The following is a 22984-nucleotide window of genomic DNA, read 5'->3' on the forward strand; positions in this document are numbered from 1 at the left end:
AAGGAACGATTTCAATCATGAGTACTAGTCCATCCGTTATATTGTTTCAGGGAGACTCGATTACAGATGGGGGAAGATCACGCAATGATGATCCGAATCATTTTCTCGGCCACGGATATGCGTATCTGATCTCCAGCAAACTGGGTATGGAACTCGCGGGCAAGGATAAGACGTTTTATAACAGAGGTATCAGCGGGGATCGAGCATCCGATCTGTACGCACGCTGGAATGAGGATACGATTAGTCTGAAACCAGATCTGATTAGTATCCTCATTGGGGTTAATGATGCCTGGCGCACGATGAATGGTGAGCCTAGCGGGGTAACGGATCGTTTCGGACGGGCGTATCGCCATTTGCTCGAAGAAACACGGGAAGTGATGCCGGATACAGGGCTGGTTTTGCTGGAGCCATTTATTCTGAAAACCGGAGCGACCGTGGAGAAATGGGAAGCCTGGGAAGAGTATATCGGTCAGTATCAGAAACTAGCCCAAGGTCTTGCTGAAGAATTCGGCGCGGTGTGTGTGCCATTGCAGCAAACGTTCAATGATGCTCTGAAGCAGGCGGATGCAGCATACTGGTTGTGGGATGGCGTACACCCAACCGCAGCAGGTCATGAGCTGATTGCACGCCAATGGTTGTCTGTTGTGCAAAAATCTCCACTTGCGATTGTTTAACCAAAACGGAGGACCTGACGAGGGTTCTTCGTTTTTTTGATATAGGAAGGAGAAGGACTTAAAGTTGTGGAAAGGGTTCTTATGGATAATTCTTCAGAATCGCTATCATATCCGGTAAAATGAAATCGATTACATTATAATGTTTGTATGACAATCCATTAACGAAGAGTGGTGAATCCAGTGGTAGATTCCATTCACGAAGTCGAAAATGAAAACATAAACAAGCGTGGAAACGAGAACAAAGCAGTGAGTTCCCTAAGTGCCAACAGACTTCGAGAGAAGTTATCCCGGCCTGAATTGGCTACGCTATACACGGATTTGAAGTCATATGGTGAACGCGCTTTGATTGAACCCATGCCTTCCTTAACGTTCCGTCTATATCGCCAGTTCAGAGATACGGGTGAGCGGAAAGCCTATGAAGAGGCTTATTTCGATCGGAGGGGCCGGTTGGCTGCTGTGGCGATGCTCGCATTGGACACGATTAGGCCGGATGCACTGCAAGCGCTGGAAGAAATGTTGTGGGACGTGTGTGGTGAGTATACGTGGTGCTTACCCGCGCATCTGGGTACAGGTGAAATCAACCAGGTCCATGGGAACATCGATCTGTTCGCCGCAGAGACGGTACATATGCTGGCCGAGATTGTGTCCATTCACGCTGAGCGGCTGGACGGCCTTGTCATAGAGCGGATCAGGTCTGAAGCAGATAGGCGTATCTTCACCCCGCTTTACCGGGATCAACGGAAATTCCACTGGCAGACGGCGGATCACAACTGGTCTGCTGTCTGTGGTGGGTGCTGTGGCATGGCCGCACTGTTGCTGCTCAAGGATGAGTCCACATTACAGGAATCGATCTCCCATACGATCAGCTGTATGAACGCATTCCTGAGCGGTTATGGCGAGGATGGCGGCTGTGCCGAAGGCATTGGATATTGGGTATATGGATTTGGTTATTTCACCTATTATGCCGAGATGCTTCGTGAATATAGTGAGGGCGAAATAAATCTGCTGACGGGTTCAAAAATAGCAGCCATCGCAGCCTTCCCGCTGCGAGTTCATCTGTCAGGCGGCACATATGTGAATTATTCGGACAGTGCCGAGCAGGAAGAGGTCCCTTCCGGATTGCTATCCCTGCTCGCATCCCGGGTTGGGTTGCAGGTGGATCTGCCGCTTCATCTTCCACTGCTGACCGATGATCCCTGTCGTCGTTGGGCTCATCTGTTGCGCAACGTAATGTGGAGCGATCCGGCAGTGTATGGTGATGAAGGAGCCTTTGGACTGGCTGAACGTGGATTTATTTTTCAAAACCTGGGCTGGATGATTGCAAAAGGCTCGCTCGATTCTCCGGATACAAAACGTACGAACGGCGAACCTCTTCATGTGGCTATTTCCATTAAAGGCGGGCATAACGATGAACCTCACAACCATAATGATCTGGGTCAGTTCATTATCCATTGCGGTGGTGAGAATATTCTGTGTGATCCAGGAGCAGGGTTATATACCCAAGCGTATTTTGCACCAGGCAGAGAGCAACTGTTCCACATCTCGTCATCCGGTCATAGCGTTCCGCTCATTGAAGGCCAAGAGCAAAGCTCGGGTAGGCAAGCGCAAGCCCATGTGTTAGAGACAAAGCTGGCAGAGGGTGGCGGTGAGCTGGATACTACTTTGGATCTGACATCCGCGTACTCCGGGGTTGCTTCTCTGGCTCGTTATACGCGCCAATTTCATTGGGAAATATCTCCTGACGGTAGCAAAGATAGAGCAGAATTGCGTCTGATTGACCGTTTTCAATGGAAAAGCAGGAGGGTGTCTTCGGCTGAATCCTTCTCTTCGGTGGACGATTCAGATGCAGGATGTTCAAGCGTTGTGGAGCGATGGATGAGTAGAGTGCAGCCTGAGGTGGTGAAGAGCGGTAATCTTCGCTGGCAAGGTGTACATGGAACGGTCCATATGACGTATGATGCGAACCAGTGGCAAGTCCTTACGGAGGCAATAGACACAGTTGATCATGACAATGTTCCCATCACATTCTATCGGACGTCACTGTCATGGACAGGTGTGATTGATGAGACGGATGTTCGGATAGAAAGTCCTAATCCGCTTGAAACGGTATGTGAAGTGCGCTTCATTATTGAACCGAAAATGGGAGAAACCGAGGTGAGCATGCATGAGTAAATATACATCCGCGTCCACGTATCCATGGAAAGATGAACTCGAACGTTACCGTTCATTGGCAGAACAAGCGGGTCCCGCTCCGGCAGACGGCTGGAATAGGGATCGTAAGCTGGCACTTGTTGAGAGTGTTGTTCGCGCTTACACACCATATCAGGACAGCCAAGGCGCAATTATCGATCCGTTCTCGGGTGTGGAGAGGTATTATTCTACACCAGCCTATGCGATGGCTGCGGCGGTTCTGGTTGATGCGGGACGTACAGATCTTATTGATTCCGCAGCGGCAGCCCTGTCACAGAGCATTAATGTCGTGGTCAAAGGTAGTGCACCAGACAATCACCCCGATTTTTTTCCGGTGCTTATGATGAGAGCTTATATGTTGTTGAAATCACATCTGCCTGAACAAGCACAGATCTGGGCTGAGGCACTTAAGACGATTGATCCAGAACAAGATTATGTATTTACGATGAGCAAGATGAACAATCCCAACCGCATGATTAACTGGAACGCCATTATGATCTCTGGCGAGTATCTGCGGTGGCGTGAACAGCTGGCGAATGAGAGTACTGCGTGGATGGATCGTTATCTAGAAGCCTATCATGTGCCCCGATTTACAGCCCTTGGGTTGTATCAGGATGGACCGCTGGATCGCCCAAATTGTCCATTTTCCTATGATATTGCCACCCGGTATCACCTTGGGGTGATGCTTGAAGCTGGTTACGAGGGAGCTACTGCCGATACGTTACGTGAGCAGTTGCGACATGGTGCGTTCAGCTCGCTACTGACGCTCTCACCGCTAGGTGAGATTCCACCGCGTGGTCGCAGCTCCCATCACCAGTGGAACGAGGCAGCCGCGGCTTATGTATGCTCCACACATGCAAAACTAGCTTTGCAGGCGGGAGATCGGGTGATGGCGGGTGCTTTTGCACGTGCGGCTAATCGGTGTTTTGCTGCTGTAGAGCGCTGGAAAATGGATGATGGGCGCTTGAAAATTGTACGCAATGAATACGCGCCAGAAGATCGCCACGGGTATGAGATCTATACCAACCATACCTGTTACAACCTGTGGACGGTAGCAGCGCTGGCCCACGCTTGTCTCAGTGATCCGGGAGAGGATGTGGGCGAAGTGTACCTTCCTTCCGAGGTGGGCAGCCGAGTTTTGCAGACCGATGGGTGGTTCGAAACCGTGATTGCTTCCATACCTGGTCAGCAGCTGGTATTACAAACGGCGATGAATGATCCGTATACGATCCCTGGTTTGGTACGGATTCAGCAGATGGGGTTACCTGGTCTGATTGGTCCGTCCGCCGCCAGCCATGTGCAGGCCGGATTCACGGAATTTGCCGAAGGGGAGGTCCGTCCGCTCAGCTACTGTCCTGCCTGGAAGACACCAGATGGGGTATGGCATAGCCTTGCAGAGGGCATTCCATCCGGTGGTGCTTATGATCGGGATGTTGGATTAGACCCTGCTCAGGGAGGTGGTTCCATTGTGTATGAGAAGGTGGACTATGATTCGCGGAATGAAGTGGAGCAGCATCTGGCGGAAAGAACGGCAGAAGATGGCATAACTGCCTTGGAGAATGCTTTTGCCGTGACATGGGTCGGTCCATTACCCGGAATTGAAACATTGCGTACCCATTATGTACAACAGGCGGATGTGCTGACCATAACGTATGAATTCGAAGGTGAGATCACGGCGGCAGGTGCACTCATTCCATTGATGTTCCATGATGGTCGTGAACAGGCGGTAATCACCCATACGGATCATAGGGTACGAACGGAGTATCGGGGGGCCTATGTAGAATCTACAGCGCTGGATCAGGGAGCCATTATTCATCTGGAGGAGCAGGCTGTGGCTTCCCGTAATGGGTTGCTGAAGGAAGCGCGAATTGAAGTGAGCGGAGCCCGTAGTCTGACATTTTCGATCCGATTGGGTGAGGTTAGTGATATTTAACAGATAGTTATTGCAGTTACGGCATACGACGCTATAGATAAGTTGAGGATCAGCTGGAGCATCAAGCTAGATGTCCGGTATTGAATCGAGGAGGGATATGTTCATGAACACATCAACGTCGGTAAAATGGCTCGAGGAAGCGTGGCAACAGGGAGCTGCCAAAACGATTCGGAATGCAAAGCGGATCAAGGATACATTTCCACACATTGCCCCGCAAGGGACGTATGACCGGAATGATCCGGAATGGTGGACAGCTGGTTTCTGGCCTGGATTGTTATGGCTGGTCTATGAGGATATGCCAGAAAGTGAAGCGGTGGCTCCGCTACATCGCATTGCCGAAAGTTGTGAGCGGCAACTGGAGGGTTGTCTGCGTGATCCCGAATCGGTCGATCACGATCTGGGGTTCATCTGGCTGCTTAGTGGCGTAGCCAACTACCGCCAGACGGGCAGTGCGGATGGACGGCGGCGTGGCATGCTTGCCGCCAACCTGCTCGCTGCCCGCTTCCACGTGCGCGGTGAGTTCATCCGCGCCTGGAACTTCAGCTCGTCAGCAATGGATACGCGCGGCGTAGCCATCATTGACAGCATGATGAACCTGCCGCTGCTCTACTGGGCATCCGAGCAGAGCGGCGATCCTCGCTTCCGTTGGCTGGCGGAAGCGCATGCGGACACCGTGGCGCGCGAATTCATCCGCGCTGACGGGTCCATCTGCCACGTAGTGGAGTTCGATCCACACACGGGGCAGAAGCTGCGAGAGCATGGCGGACAGGGCCATGCTCCAGGTTCCGCCTGGGCGCGGGGCACCGCCTGGGCGTTGCACGGGTTTGCGCTGTCTTTCCGGTATACGGGCGAAGCCCGATATCTGGAGACAGCGGAGCGCGCGGCCGATTTCTTCCTCGCCATGCTTGGCGAAGAGATCGTGCCGGTGTGGGATTTCCGCGCACCTGCGGAGCATCAGGTGGCGTGGGACTCGTCCGCTGCGGCGATTGCCGCGAGCGGGTTGCTGGAGCTGGCGAAGCTGTCGCCACGCGGGGAAACCTATGCCGCCGCCGGAGAGCGTATCGTCCGCGGCTTGCATGAGAACTATAGCTCCGGCGACTCAGCAGCGGAAGAAGGTCTGATCATGCAGGGAACGGTGCATTACCCGGAAGGGCGAGGGTTGAATGTGCCGATTATATACGGCGATTATTTCTATATGGAAGCGCTGGCGAAGCTGCGTGGACGTGAGGGGTTATTTTAAAAAGAAGAATTGAGAACTACAAGCTGGAGGAACTGAAGGTAAGAGATCCAATTCTTAAATCAGTTATATATTCGGTATTAAATAGTCAGTAGTTATATTTGTAACCATCATCACCTGTCCGCGTGAGGCAGTCTCCAGTATTAGGAATGGTATCCCTTCTATTGAAGGCGAGATGAGCGGGCAGGATGATGATATCTAATAGAAGAAAGATCAGCGAAGATTCTCTTGATACGAAGATGCCACTCGTGCGGTTCCTGTTGGGGTGCAGGCTTAATTAGTATGTTCTATTAGAAATAGAAATAATTTATCTCACTTCGAAGGTGTACGTCTCAGAATAACAAAGTCGGCAGAAGATTGATCCGGATAGCGTTGCGGAATAATCTCATGAACTTTGAAATCAGGATAATCGAAGAGATAATCGAACAAATTACGGTCCTGGATCGTATCGATCCCCGGATTGCCGTTTTCTTTCAAACGCGTGTATAACACCACCCATGCTGTGGAAGCGTGCAGAACATCATAGAGGGTATTGCGAAAATCGGTTTCATCCGTAATGTGATATAACACATCCAAACAGACCGTCAGATCGGCTTGCAGGAAACCACGGTTAATCCACAGACCAGGTGTATATAGCATGAAGCTCTTGGACGAATCCTTGGCAAACTGGGAAGCACAGCGTTTTACCGAAGAGGCAGCGACATCAACGCCGAGGTAATCCTCATAGTTCATATATTGCAACTGGTTGCCATCCCCACATCCAAACTCAATGACTCGATGAATGTCTTCACGCTGGATCAGTCCGTTCACAACCTCGGCTTTGAATTCGGCCAATACCCCGTATGATCCCCTTCCGGAAGTCTCACCCGAACGATACGTTTGCTCCCAATATCCTTTGTAATCAAAAGGCTGACGCATATGTTTCCCCCGATCCTGTGAAATGAAGTTCAAGACAATCACTATACATAGGTTATGCGCAATATTCGCAGGTATGAATTAGTTAGAAAATGAAGAGAGCATGAATTAATTTCCACAGAATTCCCTGAAAATTTCCTGAAAGTCTAAACATCTGGAAAGGACTTGCCGACATTAAACATAAGGAAAAAAATGATGATAATCGGGGGGAAATGATGTTAAAGCCAAGATTGACCAAGTACATGGTGATGATGCTGGTGTTGATACTGAGTATATCCAACGTAGGCTTGGCCGCTGCGGCAGACAAAGAACTGTCCAAAATTGTGGTTTCCAAGAATGAAATGTCGCTCGAAGTTGGTGATTCCAGTTCCGTTACGGTGACAGGGGTATATTCTGATAATACGTCAGCAAACGTAACGATCAGTTCATCCTGGAGTACCAGTGATACTTCGATAGCAACTGTATATAATGGCGCAATTACAGCCAAAAAGGAAGGTACAGCGACGATTACCGCAGCTTACCAGGGTCAAAGTCAAACCGTTCAAGTGAAAGTGACGAAGAAGGTCAAAGCTCTTTCGAAAAACGTGCAAAGTCTGGATTTGCGCACGGGAGATACGAAAGAAATTATTTTGACAGCAACGTATAGTGACAATGAAACAAATAATGCAGCAGCAAGTACCGCAGAATGGTCTACCAGTGATGAGAAAGTTGCTACCGTTGTGAATGGTAAAGTAACTGGACAAAGCGCAGGTACAGCGGTTATCACAGCCAAAGTTGGCAGCCAAAGTGTGACGGTGGATGTTAACGTTGAAGTGGTTAAACGTGTAGATGTAGACAAACAACAGGTTAATCTGTTGTTGAACAAAAGTGAAAGTGTAAAAGTAACGGCTACTTATCCAGATGGTACAACCAAAGATGTAACGGATCTGGCGGAGTGGACATCCAGCAATGAGAAGGTTGCAGACGTTCTTAAAGGCGAAATTACAGGATACTCGGCAGGTTCTGCCAAGATTACAGCCAAATACGGTACGAAATCCGTGTCCGTTGACGTGGATGTGGATCTGACCAGCAAACTGAGTGTGGTGAAACAAAATATTTTCTTCCGTTTGAGTGATACAACCAAAACGGCTAATGTCGTTGTAACGGCTTCATATCCAAACAGCAGCGATGTGAATGTAACGGATCAAGCAACATGGTCATCGAGCAACGAAAAGGTTGCAACGGTATTCAAGGGACAGATCACAGCGATTAGTGCAGGTTCAACAACAATCAAAGCAACTTATAGTGGCAAAACCGTAGAAGTTGCTGTGGATGTAGATACGGCAAGATATTTGGATATCAAAGATGTGACTGACAAGCTCGCCATGAGTGTTACAGGTGAGAACAAGTCCAAAAAATTGGTAGCCAATGCAGAGTATATTGATGCAAGCACAGAAATTGTAACTTCCAAAGCAACATGGACTTCAAGCAATGCAGATGTTGTATATGTATCGAACGGCGATCTGATCGCGTACAAATCCGGTACGGCTACGATCACTGTAGCTTATGGCGGTAAAACGGTTAAATTCACAGTAAATGTAGACGTTCCGGACAAGTATGAAATGGATAAGAAAAAAGCATCAGTAGCTGTTGGTGGAACGACTTCTGCCAAAGTACTGGCGTTGTATGGTGAAACATCCAAAGATGTATCCGAAGATGCAACCTGGAGCAGCAGCAGCGACAAAATCGCTGAGGTAGATAGCAAAGGGGTTATCACAGGTGTTGCTACAGGTAAAGTAACCATTACTGCGAAAATTGAAGGCAAAACGCTGACTCTGCCTGTCGAAGTAGGTATGGCTAGTGGGCTGGAAGCAGATGTGAACTTCGTTGTTCTGTCCGCTAAAGAAACACAGACCATCCTTCTAACAGGTACCGATGAGGACGGCAACACCCTGGATGTTACATCCGAAGCAACTTGGAAATCCAGCAACGCACGTGTAGCTGACGTGAAAAAAGGTGTGATCACAGGTAACAGCAGTGGTAAAGCCAACATCACGGCAGAATACGGCGCTAAAAAAGTAACTATTCAGGTCGAAGTGGATGTCATCTCACGTATTGAAGCTTCCGAACCGGCTCTTTCCCTGAAATCAGGCGATACAGCTGATCTGACGGTAACTGCTTTCTTGAGCGATGGTAGCGAGCGTGATGTTACGGACAAAGCTGAATGGAAAACGAATAGCTACAAAGTAGCTCAAGTGACCAAAGGCAAAGTCAAAGCTACAGGTTCTGGTAAAGCCAAAATCACTGCCAAATACGGTAGTAAGTCTGTCACCATTGCTGTAGATGTAGATACACTGAAATATTTGCAGACGGATAAAGTAACGTTGACCATGAAACCTGGTGAAAAGGTAACTGTAGCGGCTACTGCAACGTATGCCGATGGCAGTGAAGCCAATGTATCCAAACCGGCTCTTTGGAAATCTTCCCGTATTGCGACAGCATCAGTGAAAGATGGAATCATTCAGGCGAACGGCAAAGGTAAAGCAACGATTACGGTGACATTTGCAGGTGTGAAAACCAAAGTAACCGTAGTGGTTGAAGCGAAGTAAATTGGTTTTTCCAATGTGAGCGTAAAACGTGCAATATATTAAACGGTGATGCCCAGCTTAATAGTGGGTATCACCGTTTTTTTTGTATATAAACTATTAAAAAAAGAAACGTCCTGAACCCCTGCATACACCCATTGCAGATGTATAACCAAGTGGTTCTATGACGTTCCCTGTATGTTCTATCACTACATCGTATGAGATAGTACCAGTGCACCATAGGCAAAAGCGATCACGATCAGAATGGCTGGGTGCAGCTTGGTCTTGGTCATGACCCAGAGCGAGATGCCTGCAATGATCAACGTCTGCCAGATGCCGATGGAATCAGTGGATAGCTGACCAAATTCCCATGTGAGCAGAATCATGAGCACAGCGATAACAGGTTGCACAAGTAAGGTCATGCCTTTGACTTTCGGTGACGTGCGATGTTTGTTCAAGAGACGAAGTAATAAAATTAGTGCGGTAGCGGAAGGTACGATTGTAGCAAAGCTTGCGATAAATGCTCCAAACCAGCCTGCCACGTGGTAACCGACGAATGCAGCAATTTTGGTTGCAATTGGGCCGGGAAGGGCGTTACCAATTGCCAGTACATCACCGAATTGCTCTGTGGTCATCCATTGGTAATGGTTCACAATCTCTTCCTGCATTAGCGGAATGGACGCCGGGCCGCCCCCATATCCCAATATGTTTGCTACGAAAAATCCCCAAAATAATTCCCACCATGTCTGGAGCATCCTTAGGACACCCCCTTATCGGATTTGCCTTTGGATTTGAAGCGCTGGACCAGATCCAGATGGAAGACACCATATCCCAGGAAAACCGCGATCACAATCCCTGGATGGATATCCAGTAACTGCAACAGTACAAAGGCAATCACACCGAAGAGGGCGGCAAAAACTTTACCAAGTCCCTTCCAGGCTTTCATGGCAAATTCGTAAGCCATCATGCCCAGCATGACAAAAATGACCGGCCGAACAGCGGCTACCATGCCCGCGACCACTTTCGACTCGCGTAGCGCGTACATGGAACCGAGCAACGCAATAATGGCAATGCTTGTCGGCAAAATGTGAGCGAGTACGGACACAATCGCGCCCAGTACACCTTTGGTTTTATAACCGAGATAGGCGGCCATTTTGGTCGCGATGGGACCCGGCAGGGCATTGGCGATAGCCAAAATCTCGCCGAACTCCTCATCACTGACCCATTTGTAACGCGTAACGGCTTCGTAACGGATCAACGGGATCACCGAAGGGCCGCCGCCATATCCGAGAATTCCGGTTCGTACCATTCCAATGACGAGACCGTTGTAATCTTTCCAACCCATGCTGATTTCCTCCTAGAGTCTCATGCCCATCCGGCTTTTATAACGTTTTAACAACAGTTGTGATTCCACTTTGACGATGCCCGGCATCTTGTAGAGCTTCTCGAGCAAGAACTGCTCCATCTCTTCCATATCCGCAAAAATACCGTGCATGTGCAGGGTACTCGGGCCTGTCATATGATAAAGGCTGGTGACGGCTGGCTCTTCATCCAGTTTCTCAGCGACTTCATCCAGGAAGGGCGGTTCAACATCGACATTGAAAAAGGCCGAGACCTGAAGCCCAACTTTGCTAGGGTTGATCACAACGGTGAAGCGTTCGATGATTCCTTTTTCGGATAACGCATTAATGCGTGCTTGGACTGCTACACGTGACAACCCGATCTGAGTACCCAGATCCGTATAGGATATCCGACTGTTCTTGTGAAGCGCCGCGATGATTTTGCGATCCATCTCGTCGAGATTATACATTTGCGGAATTTCTCCTCCCTTGGAGGAGCGTTTCTCTGACATGTTGACCATCCTTTTCTCTCGCTATATAAAATGAACAATGAAAATATGTTAATCATACAATGTGTATGTGGCATTCATATTTTAATGACGAATCGTAACTCAAGTCAATCTATTTATCATGATTATTGAATTTAACCGATTTTGATCTTTCATTTTGTTATTTTGACCAATTGAAAAAAATAAAAAGGCCACTCGCGCATTCCAATAGCGAGCAGCCGTTAAATAATAGATAGCTGGAGTGTAACGTAAAGCACGATACGAGGCATGTCCGGTTATCCCTGTGCTGTCTTGGGAAGCAAAAGGGTAACGGTGGTCCCTTCGCCAGGCTCGGAAGACACTCTTAACGTTCCTCCTGCACCACGGGCACGCTCTTCCATGCTGAACAATCCAACGCCATTGCCAGCGGTTGCTTCGCTGAATCCAGCCCCCTGGTCTTCAATAATAACCATCGTCATGTCCTCAGCATCTTCGACAGTAACACGTGCCTCGGAAACATCGGCATACTTTGCTACATTCGTTAAGGCTTCCTGAATAATCCGGTATATGGAAATCTCCCGATTCATCTCCAGTCGCTTGCGCAAATTACATTCCAGATCGACTTCGATTCCGTAGTGACGGGTGTAATTCTCAATATACGTCCGAATGGCCGGAACAACACCCAGATCATCCAGAACGGATGGTCTCAGCTCCCATGCCATACCGCGCACATCTTCCATGATGCCCGTGACCTGCTTCCGCAGTGCTTCAACACCTGGTTGAGGCTGGTCTGCCAGCAGTCGGTCCATCTGAATAACCAGAGAGAAGAGACTCTGTCCAATCCCGTCATGCAGTTCACGCGAGATTCGACGTCGTTCCTCTTCCTGAATGTTCATCACTTGGGACATCATCTTCTGTAATTCGGCTTCGACGGATTTCAGCTTGGTTACCTCACTACGTACAGCCAGGTATTGATAGGGCTCACCGTCGTTATCGAGGAAAGGCACGATGGTAGTGTTGACCCAATAATAACTGCCATCTCTGGCCCGATTGCGAATTTCCCCGTTCCAAACCTTACCTGAGGATATCGTGTCCCACAGGTTTTTCATAAAGCTTTTGCCATGGTATCCGGAATTAATGATTCGATGATCTTTACCGATCAGATCCTCGCGATCATATTGCGAAATTTCACAGAATTTATCATTCACATACTGGATTTTCCCTTTGCGGTCCGTGAGGGCAACAATGGAGGACTCATCCAGAGCAAACTTCAGATCACTCAGTTGATGCAGGGAACCCTTCAACCTGCTGCGAAATTCATTATCCGTAATGTGATTGTCGATTTCGTTCAGCAGGAGCCGTACGGGTTGGTCTGCGAGTCCACTTAGTCTGTTCTTGCGTGCACTACTCAAAGTTCAGCAACCCCTTTTTCATGGCGAACTTTACTAGTTCCGGTCGTGTACGCAGGCCAAGCTTCTCCATCAGATTGCTTTTGTGGGATTCGACCGTTTTGACACTGATGATCAGATGTTCGGCGATTTCCTTGTTGGCATATCCCTTCGCAATCCAGGATAGAATTTCTTTTTCCCGCTCTGAAAGTGTGTCATAGGGTCCGGCGTTTTCCTGTTTGGCTTTGTCCAGGTATTCACTCATCAGCCGCTTAGTTGCACTGGGGTACAGATAGGCGCTACCCTCTGCTACGGAACGAATCGCGGCAAGCAATTCTTCATGCGGCGCACTTTTGAGTATATATCCTGATGCTCCCGCGTGGATGGCGCGGAACAGATATTCTTCATCGTCATGCATGGTTAATATCAAAATGGAGACATCTGGCATCAATTTCTTCAATTCAGCAGTAGCGGTCAGACCGTCTTTGCCTGGTGGCATGCTGAAATCCATCAAGACGACATCTGGCTTCAATTCTTGAGCCTTGGCAATGGCTTCATCGCCATCTGCGGCATCTCCAACGATATGTATATCATTCTTTCCTTCAAGTAAGGCGATCAGCCCGGAACGCACGACAACATGGTCGTCTACAACTAATAGTTGAATCACATCATTTCCCCCTGTCCGCTTCCTCAGTTCTATCTATATCATAACAAAAAAAGAAGCCATTCAGAGGTTAATTCTCTGAATGGCTTCTCTCTTTACTTCAGGCTACTTATCCAAACACCTTCGGCTGAAGATGTAGAGCGACTTGCTCGGTCTGCCGGACCATGTCCGGTGAAAAGGTGCAAGGCAGTCTGCTGCCAACGAGCAGCACGGCACCAGGCACGCTTCCTTCCTGGAACACAGGTACCGCTATGGCACTTACCAGCCGCTCAGCAAGCATTAACGGGCAGCGACCGGGTGTATGCTCCCCGGTGGATTGTGCATCAGATAGGGCTGTGCGTCCAGTTCGAAGAGCTGTGCCTACCAGATCTTGTCCGGGGCGCATTTCCATGCGTTTCACCCGTTCATTACTAGCCCCAGAGGTATACTTCCAGCGCAGCATCGTCCCGTTCAGACAGGCAAGTCCGCAGAAGTCGCTGGATGTGTTCAGGCGCAGGCCGTCGATCATCTCCTGAATGCCAGATGGCAGTTCATCATGCATGAGAGGACACTTCCTTTTTCGGATTATATCGAGCATTCCTGTTAAAAAATATCGGTAACCTTGGTTCAAGGATCATCTTCCAAGTAAGGGTATTACGATGTTAGTTCTATTGTAGACCCTTTCTCGTACATTGTAATTCAGGGAAAACCCCTATTTCCGTTCCGTAATCTACTGAACTTGGGCAGTGGAGGACTCCTGAATCAGGTACACCAAGGGCTTGAAGAAATGCGAAGGATGAGGCATATCGGTGAAATGTGACTTTTCTCACAGCAAATTCAGGGAGTTTCTCGCCAAGGATCAGGTAATCCCCCGATAACCCTGAAGCTACTTTCGCGATATGATAGATACATAAGGAATCACCGAGGGGGACGAAGGTTATGGGTACAGTATTTGTAGAAAGAACAACCCAAAGAACAGAGCAGAAACAAACGGAGGCGGGCAAAATGACACGAGAAACAGGCGGAATCCTTTCGTTCGTTACACCTGAGCAATGGGACCTGATTGAAGCGAAAATGCAACCCAAACGGGTGAAGTCGGGGTATAGTCTCTTTCTCGAAGGCGATGAAGCCGGATATCTGTACTACATTCGTTCGGGACGAGTGAAAATGACCAAGTCGACGGAGGATGGCAAGGAAATTATTCTATCGATTCAGCAAAGTGGCGATCTCATCGGTGAATTCGGCGGCATCGGTGGACTGAATCACAGCTATAGTGCAGAGATGGCGGAAAAAGGGGAACTGGCGATTATCTCGCTTAGCGATCTGGAGAGCATACTCAGCAAACATGGCGATCTTGCCTTGAAATTCTTGCAATGGATGGCACTGTCGCAGCGGATTACCCAGTCGAGATTCCGTGATTTGCTGCTCTATGGCAAGGCGGGTGCGCTCGCTTCGACACTGATTCGTGCCAGCAACTCGTATGGCAAGATTACACCGGATGGCATCGTGCTGGACATGAAGCTGAACCATACCGAGCTTGCCGAGATGATCGGAGCGACCCGGGAGAGTGTAACGCGGATGCTGGGAGCATGGAAGGAACAAGGTACGCTGGATATGATGGACGGCAAACTGATGATTCGGGATCTGGCAGCCTTGCGCTGCATGTGCGGATGTCCGACATTCCCAAGCTGCCCAGTAGAGCTGTGCCGGTTATAACATAGCTTGGTTCGAGGCTTCACCTCCATTGGCGATTGGGGTCGTTACGGAGAATAAGAAAAAGCTGGCATCCGTATCAGTGGTGTCAGCTTTTTGGTGTACACGGAGAATGCGAAGAATTATATATGTAACGTTTTGTCTCCATTGGCCTTCCCATATTCACTGGCGAGAATCGAATAGAGCACCGAATCATGATATTCCCCTTTGTAGAACCAATGCTCTCGCAACAGACCTTCACGCTGCATACCAATCTTCTTCATGACATTCTCCGAAGCCGTGTTATGCGGTCGACATTTGGCGTAAATCCGGTGAATGCCAAGTTCGTTGAAACCGAAACCCAGTAAAGCACGGGCTGCTTCGGCGGCATAACCTTTCCCCTGGTAAGCAGGGTTGAGAACGTAACCGATCTCTGCATTGGTTTTTTCCATAACGTGAATGCCGACTCCACCAAGGAGAGTCCCGTCACTTTTCAAACATATCGCAAGTTCAAAGCCCTCTCTTGGATGTGCCTGCTGTGTGTCCAACACAAACTGCACGTATGCTCGTGTATCCTCTTCCGTATTCGGTCCCCATGCTGTATGCTGTGTAACTTCCGTCATGGAGGTATAGGCATGAATCCTCTCCCAGTCGGTCTCCCGAATCTCCCGGATGATCAATCTGTCAGTCTCCAATTGCATCGTTGTTCACTCCTTCGTGTTCTAATAACTTAATGTACATTGTACAACAAAAATAGCCCACAACAGATTCAACGAATGAATCGGTTATGAGCCATGATGTGGATCTATGATGTATGTCGAATGCTATTGTGGTTGTTTACATTGAACTGCGGGATACGTATACGCCAGCTTGCGAATAATTTCCTTTTGCCATTTCGTATCACCCAGATTGGTTGCCAGGTTCAGAAGATCCAAGTAATCGTCAAGCTGCAGGTCAGCCTTTTGCAGAGGTGTATTCATTCGATGTTCGTTCCCCTTTATCTATAAAATCGTAAAATCATATGCAGTAGACAGGTACATAGAGACAAGTTCAAGAATGATAATCATTATCACAGTTATATACTCATTATGCAATGAACGATGGCAAAATGCAATCCCAAGTCCGTAATGAATTCAACTTTTTTCTGAAAAAAGGCTCATCCACAGCACATAGGGGATGTATACACCCAGATATGCAGCCGGATACAGGAACCAGCCATTCAGCAAGAAATGGTGGATCTCGGTGGTGAATGTGGTCATATGAGCATTCGTCGCATACACATCGCCAGCGATGACCGTTGCCGCACTATAGAAGCAGAGCAGCGCAACAATATGAAATAATCGTCTAACCATCCGGGAACGAAGAGCAACATAAGCCATAATCAGCGGGACAATTAATAAAGGCACCAAAAATAGTAGCTTCGTCATTATCTATCATCTACTCCTTCGACATATGTAAGGTATGATCATCAGTATGGGCAAATAGACTCAACTTCTAAACTTTTTCAATAATTTTACAAAAAGATAGAGGAATTCAGCATATGAACAATTAAATTAAAGGAGGATAACCCATTATCAGGTAATTTGGAGGAGGAGAAAGGGAATATGAAGAAGGCGTTATGGCAGCACTGGATCGGGGCATTCCTGGTCTTTATCATGATGGCAACCGCATTGCTGGGGCCGGGTTCGCAAAGTCCGGTACAAGCTGCAGCACCACTTACGGTATCTCAGGCCATCGCTGCCCAGAGCGGTGGAGGAACGGCGACGGTTGAAGGAATCATCGTTGGACATGCTACCGGGTCACTTACAGCCAAGTTTACATCTCCGTATGCCAATGATTTTAATGTTCTGATTGCGGATTCAGCGTCAGAGCGAACCAACGCCAGATTATTGGATGTACAGATTCCCGCATCTTTCCGTTCGCAATATGGACTGGCTTCCAATCCGAGTCTTGTAGGCAAAAAGATCATCGTAACCGGAACCCTCGGTGCCTACAACAGCTATGCAGGAGTCAAAAACCCAACGTCCATCACGCTTTCCTCCGGAACAACCAATCCTGATCCAGAACCGAACCCAGGCACAGCACTGCCGGATGGTACCGGCAAGAAAGTGTTGTTCGATAATACCCACGCCCAGACAGCAGGTGCTGCCGACTGGATTATCGACGGGGCATTTTCGGATTTTGCCAATGGTCTGCGAAACGCAGGCTTTGCCGTGGATCAGCTGGAACGCAGTATCCCGTATACATTTGGTGAGCAAGCCATCACCTATAATAAATTGAAAGATTACCACGTCTTCGTCATCGGCGAAGCCAACGTGCCGTTCAAGGCGACTGAGCAGGCTGCGCTGGTGCAGTATGTACAGAACGGAGGAAGTATCTTCTTCATCTCCGACCACTATAATGCAGACCGCAACAAAAACCGCTGGGATTCTTCCGAAGTATTCAACGGTTATCGCCGTGGTGCCTTCCTGAATCCAGCCAAAGGCATGTCCTCGGCCGAAGCTGAATCACCTGCCATGCAGGGTGTGATTAGCTCCGATTGGCTGGCGACGAACTTTGGTGTTCGTTTCCGCTACAATGCACTCGGCGATGTGAACGCATCGGATATCGTTACACCTGCACAATCCTTCGGCATTACGGCTGGGGTTAATTCTGTAGCCATGCATGCCGGATCGACCATTGCAATTATGGACCCGAACAAGGCCAAAGGCTTGGTGTACGTACCAAGTGGCGTGTCCAAGTGGGGCAATGCCGTGGATCAGGGCGTATACAATGGTGGTGGACGAGCTGAAGGAGCCTATGCCGCCATTGCGAAGATTGGTGCGGGCAAAGCCGCATTTATCGGCGACTCCTCACCTGTAGAAGACGCTACTCCGAAATATTTGCGTGAAGAGACTGGCGCTACCAAGAAGACTTATGATGGATTCAAAGAAGTGGACGATGCTACTTTCCTCGTGAATACCGTGAAATGGCTCGCAGTCAAAGAGAGCTACACCAGTCTGGCACAAGTGCCAGGACTAACATTGGATACGGCAACAAGTCTGCTTCCTATGGAAGCTCCGGCTGCATCGACCGAGCCGCAACTTGAGCCATGGGCTGCACCCGCAGCAGGGTACAAGTGGTATGACCCGACTACATTTAAGGCAGGTTCATACGGAAAAGCTCAATAAGTGAAATAGGCAAAGATCAAATTATTATGCGAATAGGGCCTGACCGTGAAGGTTTGCGGACAGGCTCTTTTTTTGCTTGTTATACCCGTTGCAATAAGAACTTGATTAGCTCATACAGCCTTGCTCCCATTGCATAAATACCTGCTCCGAAGGGGAAGTTATGGGTACTAATGATGTGGTGCGAGGTACAACAGGTCCAACCCAAAAAGGAGGCGACGAATGATGAATCGGCAAGCAGACTGTGACAGTTCTTCGATGAGGCAGAAGCTCAAGGCGGACCTCCATCGTGTGGCGGAGAGAATGAATCTGACGTTATCCCGGTTTGACAATGACAGTGCCTGTCTATTGGGACAATTTGCAGAGATTCGTGCGGAGATCAAGCAGATCGAGGTACTCGCCTCTTCGTTTTATCTGGATTGTTATCTGTCACCCTTTACCGAGAAGTTTGCCGAATTAACATCGAGCGTACAGCATCTATCTGACCGGAGATATGGTGCGCTGATTGTGATTGAACGCGAAGTTCCGTTGGAGTCGATCATCCATTCAGGGGTGGCGGTGGATGCGAGAGTGACACATGCGTTGCTGGAATCGCTGTTCATTCCCGGTGCGCCTCTGCATGATGGAGCTGTTCTGATTCCTGGTAATCAGATTGTATCCGCTGGTAATGTGCTGCCGTTGTCGCAAGCGGAAGTGCATGAACGAAAAATAGGCACTCGTCATCGGGCTGCATTGGGATTAAGTGAATTGACGGACGCCGTTGTGTTGGTTGTCTCTGAGGAGACAGGACAGGCTTCATTCGCTGTAGATGGCGATTTGCATCCAATTAATGTGGTCGAGATCCTTTCTTAATGTGAGTGATTAAGTGGCCTACTTGGGGCAAATATGCTGATGTAGTTAAGCGCAGTGTACCTTTCTCCTGTAAGGGAGAGAGGTTTTTCTATTAATAGCCCCCGTTATACGAGATGCATCATTGGATGCGTCTCTGACATTGCGATGTGATTTTGCACAAACTGGGTATTCATGGGTACAATAGAGGATGGTAATTAAATAGAGAACACTGCGATTGGATCGCAAAAATGGTTGGAGGAGACGGTTAGCACATGAGTTGGTTTGAAGCAATGGAGCATCACGATTATGAGGAACTGGTTCTGTGCCAGGATCGAAATTCAGGGTTAAAAGCAATTATCGCCATACACGACACAACACTAGGCCCTGCGCTGGGAGGCACGCGGATGTGGACTTACGCTTCAGAAGAAGCCGCCATTGAAGATGCCCTGCGCCTTGCCCGTGGTATGACATATAAGAATGCGGTATCCGGTCTGAATCTGGGTGGCGGCAAAACCGTTATCATCGGAGATCCGCGGCGTGACAAAAACGAAGCAATGTTTCGGGCTTTTGGACGTTACATTCAAGGATTGAACGGACGTTATATCACGGCTGAAGATGTGGGAACGACGGAAGAAGACATGAACCTCATCTATCAGGAAACTGATTATGTAACAGGCATATCGGCAAGCTATGGTTCATCCGGGAATCCATCGCCTGCAACGGCTTGGGGTGTATATCGCGGGATCAAGGCAGCAGCCAAGGAAGCATTTGGAACGGATATGCTGGAAGGCAAAACGATAGCGGTCCAAGGTGTGGGTAATGTCGCGATGCATCTATGCAAATATCTGTATGAGGAAGGTGCGCGTCTGATCGTTACGGATATCCATAAGGACTCGGTCAAGCAGGCTGTGGATCGCTTCGGCGCGACCGCTGTGGATCCCGCAGACATCACGGGTGTGGATTGTGATATCTATGCACCATGTGCGCTGGGTGGCACGATTAATGACGATACGCTCAAGACGCTCAAGGCGAAGGTGGTAGCGGGCTGTGCGAATAATCAGCTACTGGAGACCCGTCATGGAGATCAACTGTATGATATGGGCATCGTTTACGCGCCTGACTACGTCATCAATGCTGGTGGTGTAATCAATATTGCAGATGAGCTGAATGGGTATAACGCGGATCGGGCGTGGAGCAAGATCGGAGAGATCTATACCAATCTGGAGAAAATATTCGAAAGCTCACGTACCGAAGGCATCGCAACCTATGTTGCCGCAGATCGTCTGGCTGAGCGACGGATCGAACAGATGAAGAATACGCGTAGCACATTCCTGCAGAATGGTCATCACGCTTTGAGTTCCCGGAGATTGCGCAAGTAAGCTTCATCCATTCATCGTGTAATCTGAAAACTGTCTGTTAGGTATCGACAACTTCCATTCCAGAGATGGATCGTGTCGATCTGACAGGCAGTTTTTTTATACTACTAGTTAGAATTAAAAAAAGAAAAACAGTGGCAATATCTCCCTAATTCATCAATTCCACTATGCATTTTTCCGATAATATAATTACATCGTTCAGATGGAGATGGTTCAGGAAGTGGGGAGAAGTGGAAATGGGGAAAACGGGGGAAAAGCAAGGGATAGGGCATAAGATCAAAAATATGTCCCTTAAAATCAAGCTGCCGATCATGCTTAGCTTTCTGGTGATTGTGGTGCTGATCGGTACAACGGCCACGAGTTATATGATTTCATCTGATGTTGTGGTCAGGAAAAGCAAGGATGAGATTAATGTGATGGCTGACCGCCTTGGGGAAGGGCTTTGGACAGCGATGCAGCTTCAGCAACAGATGAGTCATGCAATATCCGTACATAATACCTTCAAGGAACTCTTGGAGCTACGTAATACAACTGACATGACGGATGAAGAATTTTTCTCGGATGAGAACCCGTATTTCAATAAGGCCAATACGATCTTGACCGACAGTATATCGGAAACGGAAGGAAGCAAACCAGACCTGTTCGTGTTTGATAAGGAAGGTATCATGGTTGCGGGAACCATGCCGGAAGTGATTGGTCAGTCACGGGGAGATCGGGAATATTTTAAGGAGTCCATACAGGGGAAATCCTTCATCAGTGATGCTGTCGTCTCTAAGACTAGCAAGAAGCTAATTATTGCATTCTCGGAGCCCATCATCGATGAAGAGGGGAATATCCTGGGTGTGCTTGCTATGTCGGTGGACAGCAGCTTCTTCCTGGGGCAACTCGGAGACATTAAGATCAATGGTCAAGGTAAAGTTGAAGTACTGAGTCGGAGCGGCATCATTATGTATGATTCACTGGACCCTTCCGTTGTGGGACAAACGCTGGAAGGGGACAAGGACGCTATGGGAATTATCGAGGCCAGAGCCACCGACAAAGTGAAAATCACTTCGATGGATCGGGATAATACCTACTATCGTATTAATCAGATTCCGGGTGCAGATCTCTCTGTGGTCATTATTGACGATTATGATGATATAAGACGCCCGGTGGAGGATATGTTCAAACAGATGCTGATCGTTACCGCAATCGGAATTATTCTGGCAATCGGAGTTGGGTTGCTCATATCTCGTAATATAACGAAACCAGTCATTCGCCTCACAGGTCTGTTCAAGCAACTTGCCGAAGGGAATCTGACTGTAAAAGCAGACGGCAAGTATAACAGCGAATTCAAGGATCTAGCGGAGAGCTTCAATGGCATGGTGGAGCAGAACAGGAACCTGATTACCGATATGAATAGTTCGATTCATGTCCTTCAGGCCAGCACGCAGGAGCTGGAGGAGACATCCAGACAGACGGCCAGATCCATTGATGAGACATCGGCGACGTCCATGGGGATCGCGAAGGCGATGGAGGCCCAATCGGAAGATACGGAGCAGATTGCAGTCAAATTCAACAGCTTCGGCGATAAAGTGGCTGCCATGAACAGCAGTGCACAGGATGTGAAGGCTAGAGCAGATGAGATCGAAAATGTATTCCACAACGGGAATGAAGTCGTCAATGAACTGATGCGTATCAATGAGGTGAACGAACGGGAAGTAGAGAAAATCTCTGAGATTACCGTCAAACTTCAAACAAGTTCGGGCAGTATTAGTCAGATCACGGAAGCCATCAGCCAGATCGCCAAGCAGACGAACCTGCTTGCATTGAATGCTTCGATTGAAGCATCACGGGCTGGAGAGCATGGCAGAGGATTTGCGGTTGTGGCCGAAGAGATTCGCAATTTGGCAGAGCAGAGTTCCCGCCAGTCCAAGGAAATCTCCAGCATTATCGAGCAGAATCTGGCCGATGTAGCTGAGAACAACCAAAGTGTTGCGGAAATTCACACGATCTCATCCAGGCAGGATGAGCTTGTCATTCAGACTCGTCAGGCGTTTGATGTGATTCTGGAGAAGGTAACGGTCATTAATCAACAGATCGCCACGATGGCAGGACAGATGCAAGAGATGTTGCAGAACAAGGATGACGTACTGGAGTCAGCCCATAGTTTGTCTGCTTCAGGAGAACAGGTTTCTGCCTCGGTTGAGGAAGTAACAGCTACCATGATGGAGCAATCCTCTACGGTGCAGCAACTGGCGAATATGGTCGAGACTATTGATCAATTGACGCAAAAGCTGGCTGAATCAGCAGCGAGATTCAAGGTGGAGTAAGAGTCTGTCTCAAAAGGAATTCTGCCTCGCTCCAAGCGCTAACGAACCTACCGCACCTTAAAAGGCGGGTCATCAACGCTTGCAAGATTTAAAGAATCTCAGTAACGCTATTTCGTCAAAAACGTTGTCAAAACCTAAAAAATCGAGCGAATCGACGAAATAACGTCTCTGTGATTCGTTAGTTCTCAGATCTGGGCAAATGGGAGCGAATAGCGTGTCTCAGGTTCATTAAAA

The 22984-nt window shown here is 48.5% G+C and carries 20 protein-coding genes; 10 read left to right on the plus strand and 10 right to left on the minus strand.

Going from position 1 to position 22984, the window contains the following annotated elements; all coding sequences use genetic code 11:
- Nucleotides 1-17 precede the first annotated feature (17 nt).
- The 4 genes from OM416_RS23090 (at nucleotide 18) to OM416_RS23105 (ending at nucleotide 6037) form a co-directional block, all read left to right on the plus strand.
- Nucleotides 18-674: an SGNH/GDSL hydrolase family protein gene (locus tag OM416_RS23090; RefSeq protein ID WP_264933381.1), complete on the plus strand. Its 657-nt coding sequence runs from the start codon at nucleotides 18-20 to the stop codon at nucleotides 672-674.
- 180 nt (nucleotides 675-854) lie between these two features.
- Complete coding sequence (locus OM416_RS23095; RefSeq protein WP_264933383.1) at nucleotides 855-2846, plus strand: heparinase II/III-family protein; 1992 nt, start codon at nucleotides 855-857, stop codon at nucleotides 2844-2846.
- Nucleotides 2839-4797, plus strand: coding sequence for a glycosyl hydrolase (locus OM416_RS23100; RefSeq protein WP_264933385.1), 1959 nt, complete (start codon nucleotides 2839-2841; stop codon nucleotides 4795-4797). Before OM416_RS23095 ends, OM416_RS23100 begins: the two co-directional genes overlap by 8 nt.
- A gap of 103 nt (nucleotides 4798-4900) precedes the next feature.
- Nucleotides 4901-6037, plus strand: a complete 1137-nt coding sequence (locus OM416_RS23105; RefSeq protein WP_264933387.1) for a glycoside hydrolase family 88 protein — start codon at nucleotides 4901-4903, stop codon at nucleotides 6035-6037.
- 309 nt (nucleotides 6038-6346) lie between these two features.
- On the opposite strand, the gene OM416_RS23110 is transcribed toward OM416_RS23105, so the two are convergent.
- Complete coding sequence (locus tag OM416_RS23110) at nucleotides 6347-6952, minus strand: methyltransferase (RefSeq protein WP_264933389.1); 606 nt, start codon at nucleotides 6950-6952, stop codon at nucleotides 6347-6349.
- A gap of 212 nt (nucleotides 6953-7164) precedes the next feature.
- Between OM416_RS23110 and OM416_RS23115 the strand changes: the two genes are divergently transcribed.
- Complete coding sequence (locus tag OM416_RS23115) at nucleotides 7165-9537, plus strand: Ig-like domain-containing protein (RefSeq protein WP_264933391.1); 2373 nt, start codon at nucleotides 7165-7167, stop codon at nucleotides 9535-9537.
- Between the two features lie 185 nt (nucleotides 9538-9722).
- Here OM416_RS23115 and OM416_RS23120 read toward each other — a convergent pair whose 3' ends face one another.
- The 6 genes from OM416_RS23120 to OM416_RS23145 all read right to left on the minus strand — a co-directional run bounded on the left by OM416_RS23120 (nucleotide 9723) and on the right by OM416_RS23145 (nucleotide 13934).
- Nucleotides 9723-10268, minus strand: a complete 546-nt coding sequence (locus OM416_RS23120) for a chromate transporter (protein ID WP_145152194.1) — start codon at nucleotides 10266-10268, stop codon at nucleotides 9723-9725.
- A gap of 2 nt (nucleotides 10269-10270) precedes the next feature.
- Nucleotides 10271-10858, minus strand: coding sequence for a chromate transporter (locus OM416_RS23125; RefSeq protein ID WP_100527801.1), 588 nt, complete (start codon nucleotides 10856-10858; stop codon nucleotides 10271-10273).
- Nucleotides 10859-10870: 12 nt separating this feature from the next.
- On the minus strand, nucleotides 10871-11365 hold the full coding sequence (locus OM416_RS23130) for an Lrp/AsnC family transcriptional regulator (protein ID WP_264933397.1): 495 nt from the start codon (nucleotides 11363-11365) through the stop codon (nucleotides 10871-10873).
- A 272-nt stretch (nucleotides 11366-11637) separates the two neighbouring features.
- Nucleotides 11638-12753, minus strand: a complete 1116-nt coding sequence (locus OM416_RS23135; RefSeq protein ID WP_264933399.1) for a PAS domain-containing protein — start codon at nucleotides 12751-12753, stop codon at nucleotides 11638-11640.
- Complete coding sequence (locus OM416_RS23140; RefSeq protein ID WP_017691068.1) at nucleotides 12746-13396, minus strand: response regulator; 651 nt, start codon at nucleotides 13394-13396, stop codon at nucleotides 12746-12748. Before OM416_RS23140 ends, OM416_RS23135 begins: the two co-directional genes overlap by 8 nt.
- A 106-nt stretch (nucleotides 13397-13502) precedes the next feature.
- Nucleotides 13503-13934, minus strand: coding sequence for a GAF domain-containing protein (locus OM416_RS23145; RefSeq protein WP_264933410.1), 432 nt, complete (start codon nucleotides 13932-13934; stop codon nucleotides 13503-13505).
- A 377-nt stretch (nucleotides 13935-14311) separates the two neighbouring features.
- Here OM416_RS23145 and OM416_RS23150 point away from each other — a divergent pair, with 377 nt between their 5' ends.
- Complete coding sequence (locus OM416_RS23150; protein WP_264933412.1) at nucleotides 14312-15088, plus strand: Crp/Fnr family transcriptional regulator; 777 nt, start codon at nucleotides 14312-14314, stop codon at nucleotides 15086-15088.
- 119 nt (nucleotides 15089-15207) lie between these two features.
- On the opposite strand, the gene OM416_RS23155 is transcribed toward OM416_RS23150, so the two are convergent.
- From OM416_RS23155 to OM416_RS23165, 3 genes are all read right to left on the minus strand, one after another.
- Nucleotides 15208-15765 carry a GNAT family N-acetyltransferase gene (locus OM416_RS23155; protein WP_264933414.1) on the minus strand — a complete coding sequence of 186 codons (558 nt, stop codon included), beginning with the start codon at nucleotides 15763-15765 and terminating at the stop codon, nucleotides 15208-15210.
- Between the two features lie 123 nt (nucleotides 15766-15888).
- Complete coding sequence (locus tag OM416_RS23160) at nucleotides 15889-16044, minus strand: hypothetical protein (protein ID WP_167350941.1); 156 nt, start codon at nucleotides 16042-16044, stop codon at nucleotides 15889-15891.
- A 153-nt stretch (nucleotides 16045-16197) separates the two neighbouring features.
- Nucleotides 16198-16491 carry a hypothetical protein gene (locus OM416_RS23165; RefSeq protein WP_264933417.1) on the minus strand — a complete coding sequence of 98 codons (294 nt, stop codon included), beginning with the start codon at nucleotides 16489-16491 and terminating at the stop codon, nucleotides 16198-16200.
- 228 nt (nucleotides 16492-16719) lie between these two features.
- Here OM416_RS23165 and OM416_RS23170 point away from each other — a divergent pair, with 228 nt between their 5' ends.
- The 4 genes from OM416_RS23170 (at nucleotide 16720) to OM416_RS23185 (ending at nucleotide 22750) form a co-directional block, all read left to right on the plus strand.
- Nucleotides 16720-18234 (plus strand): DUF6359 domain-containing protein, encoded by a 1515-nt coding sequence (locus OM416_RS23170; protein WP_264933722.1) that lies wholly within the window; start codon nucleotides 16720-16722, stop codon nucleotides 18232-18234.
- 219 nt (nucleotides 18235-18453) lie between these two features.
- Complete coding sequence (gene cdaS / locus OM416_RS23175) at nucleotides 18454-19083, plus strand: sporulation-specific diadenylate cyclase CdaS (protein ID WP_264933419.1); 630 nt, start codon at nucleotides 18454-18456, stop codon at nucleotides 19081-19083.
- Between the two features lie 251 nt (nucleotides 19084-19334).
- The gene (locus OM416_RS23180; protein ID WP_264933421.1) at nucleotides 19335-20441 is read left to right on the plus strand and encodes a Glu/Leu/Phe/Val family dehydrogenase; all 1107 of its coding nucleotides are present in this window, start codon (nucleotides 19335-19337) and stop codon (nucleotides 20439-20441) included.
- A 233-nt stretch (nucleotides 20442-20674) separates the two neighbouring features.
- Entirely contained in the window at nucleotides 20675-22750 is a 2076-nt protein-coding gene (locus OM416_RS23185) for a methyl-accepting chemotaxis protein (protein ID WP_264933423.1), read from the plus strand.
- The last annotated feature ends 234 nt before the right edge of the window (nucleotides 22751-22984 follow it).

Origin of the sequence: Paenibacillus sp. LS1, from assembly GCF_026013365.1 — a bacterium.
GTDB lineage: Bacteria > Bacillota > Bacilli > Paenibacillales > Paenibacillaceae > Paenibacillus.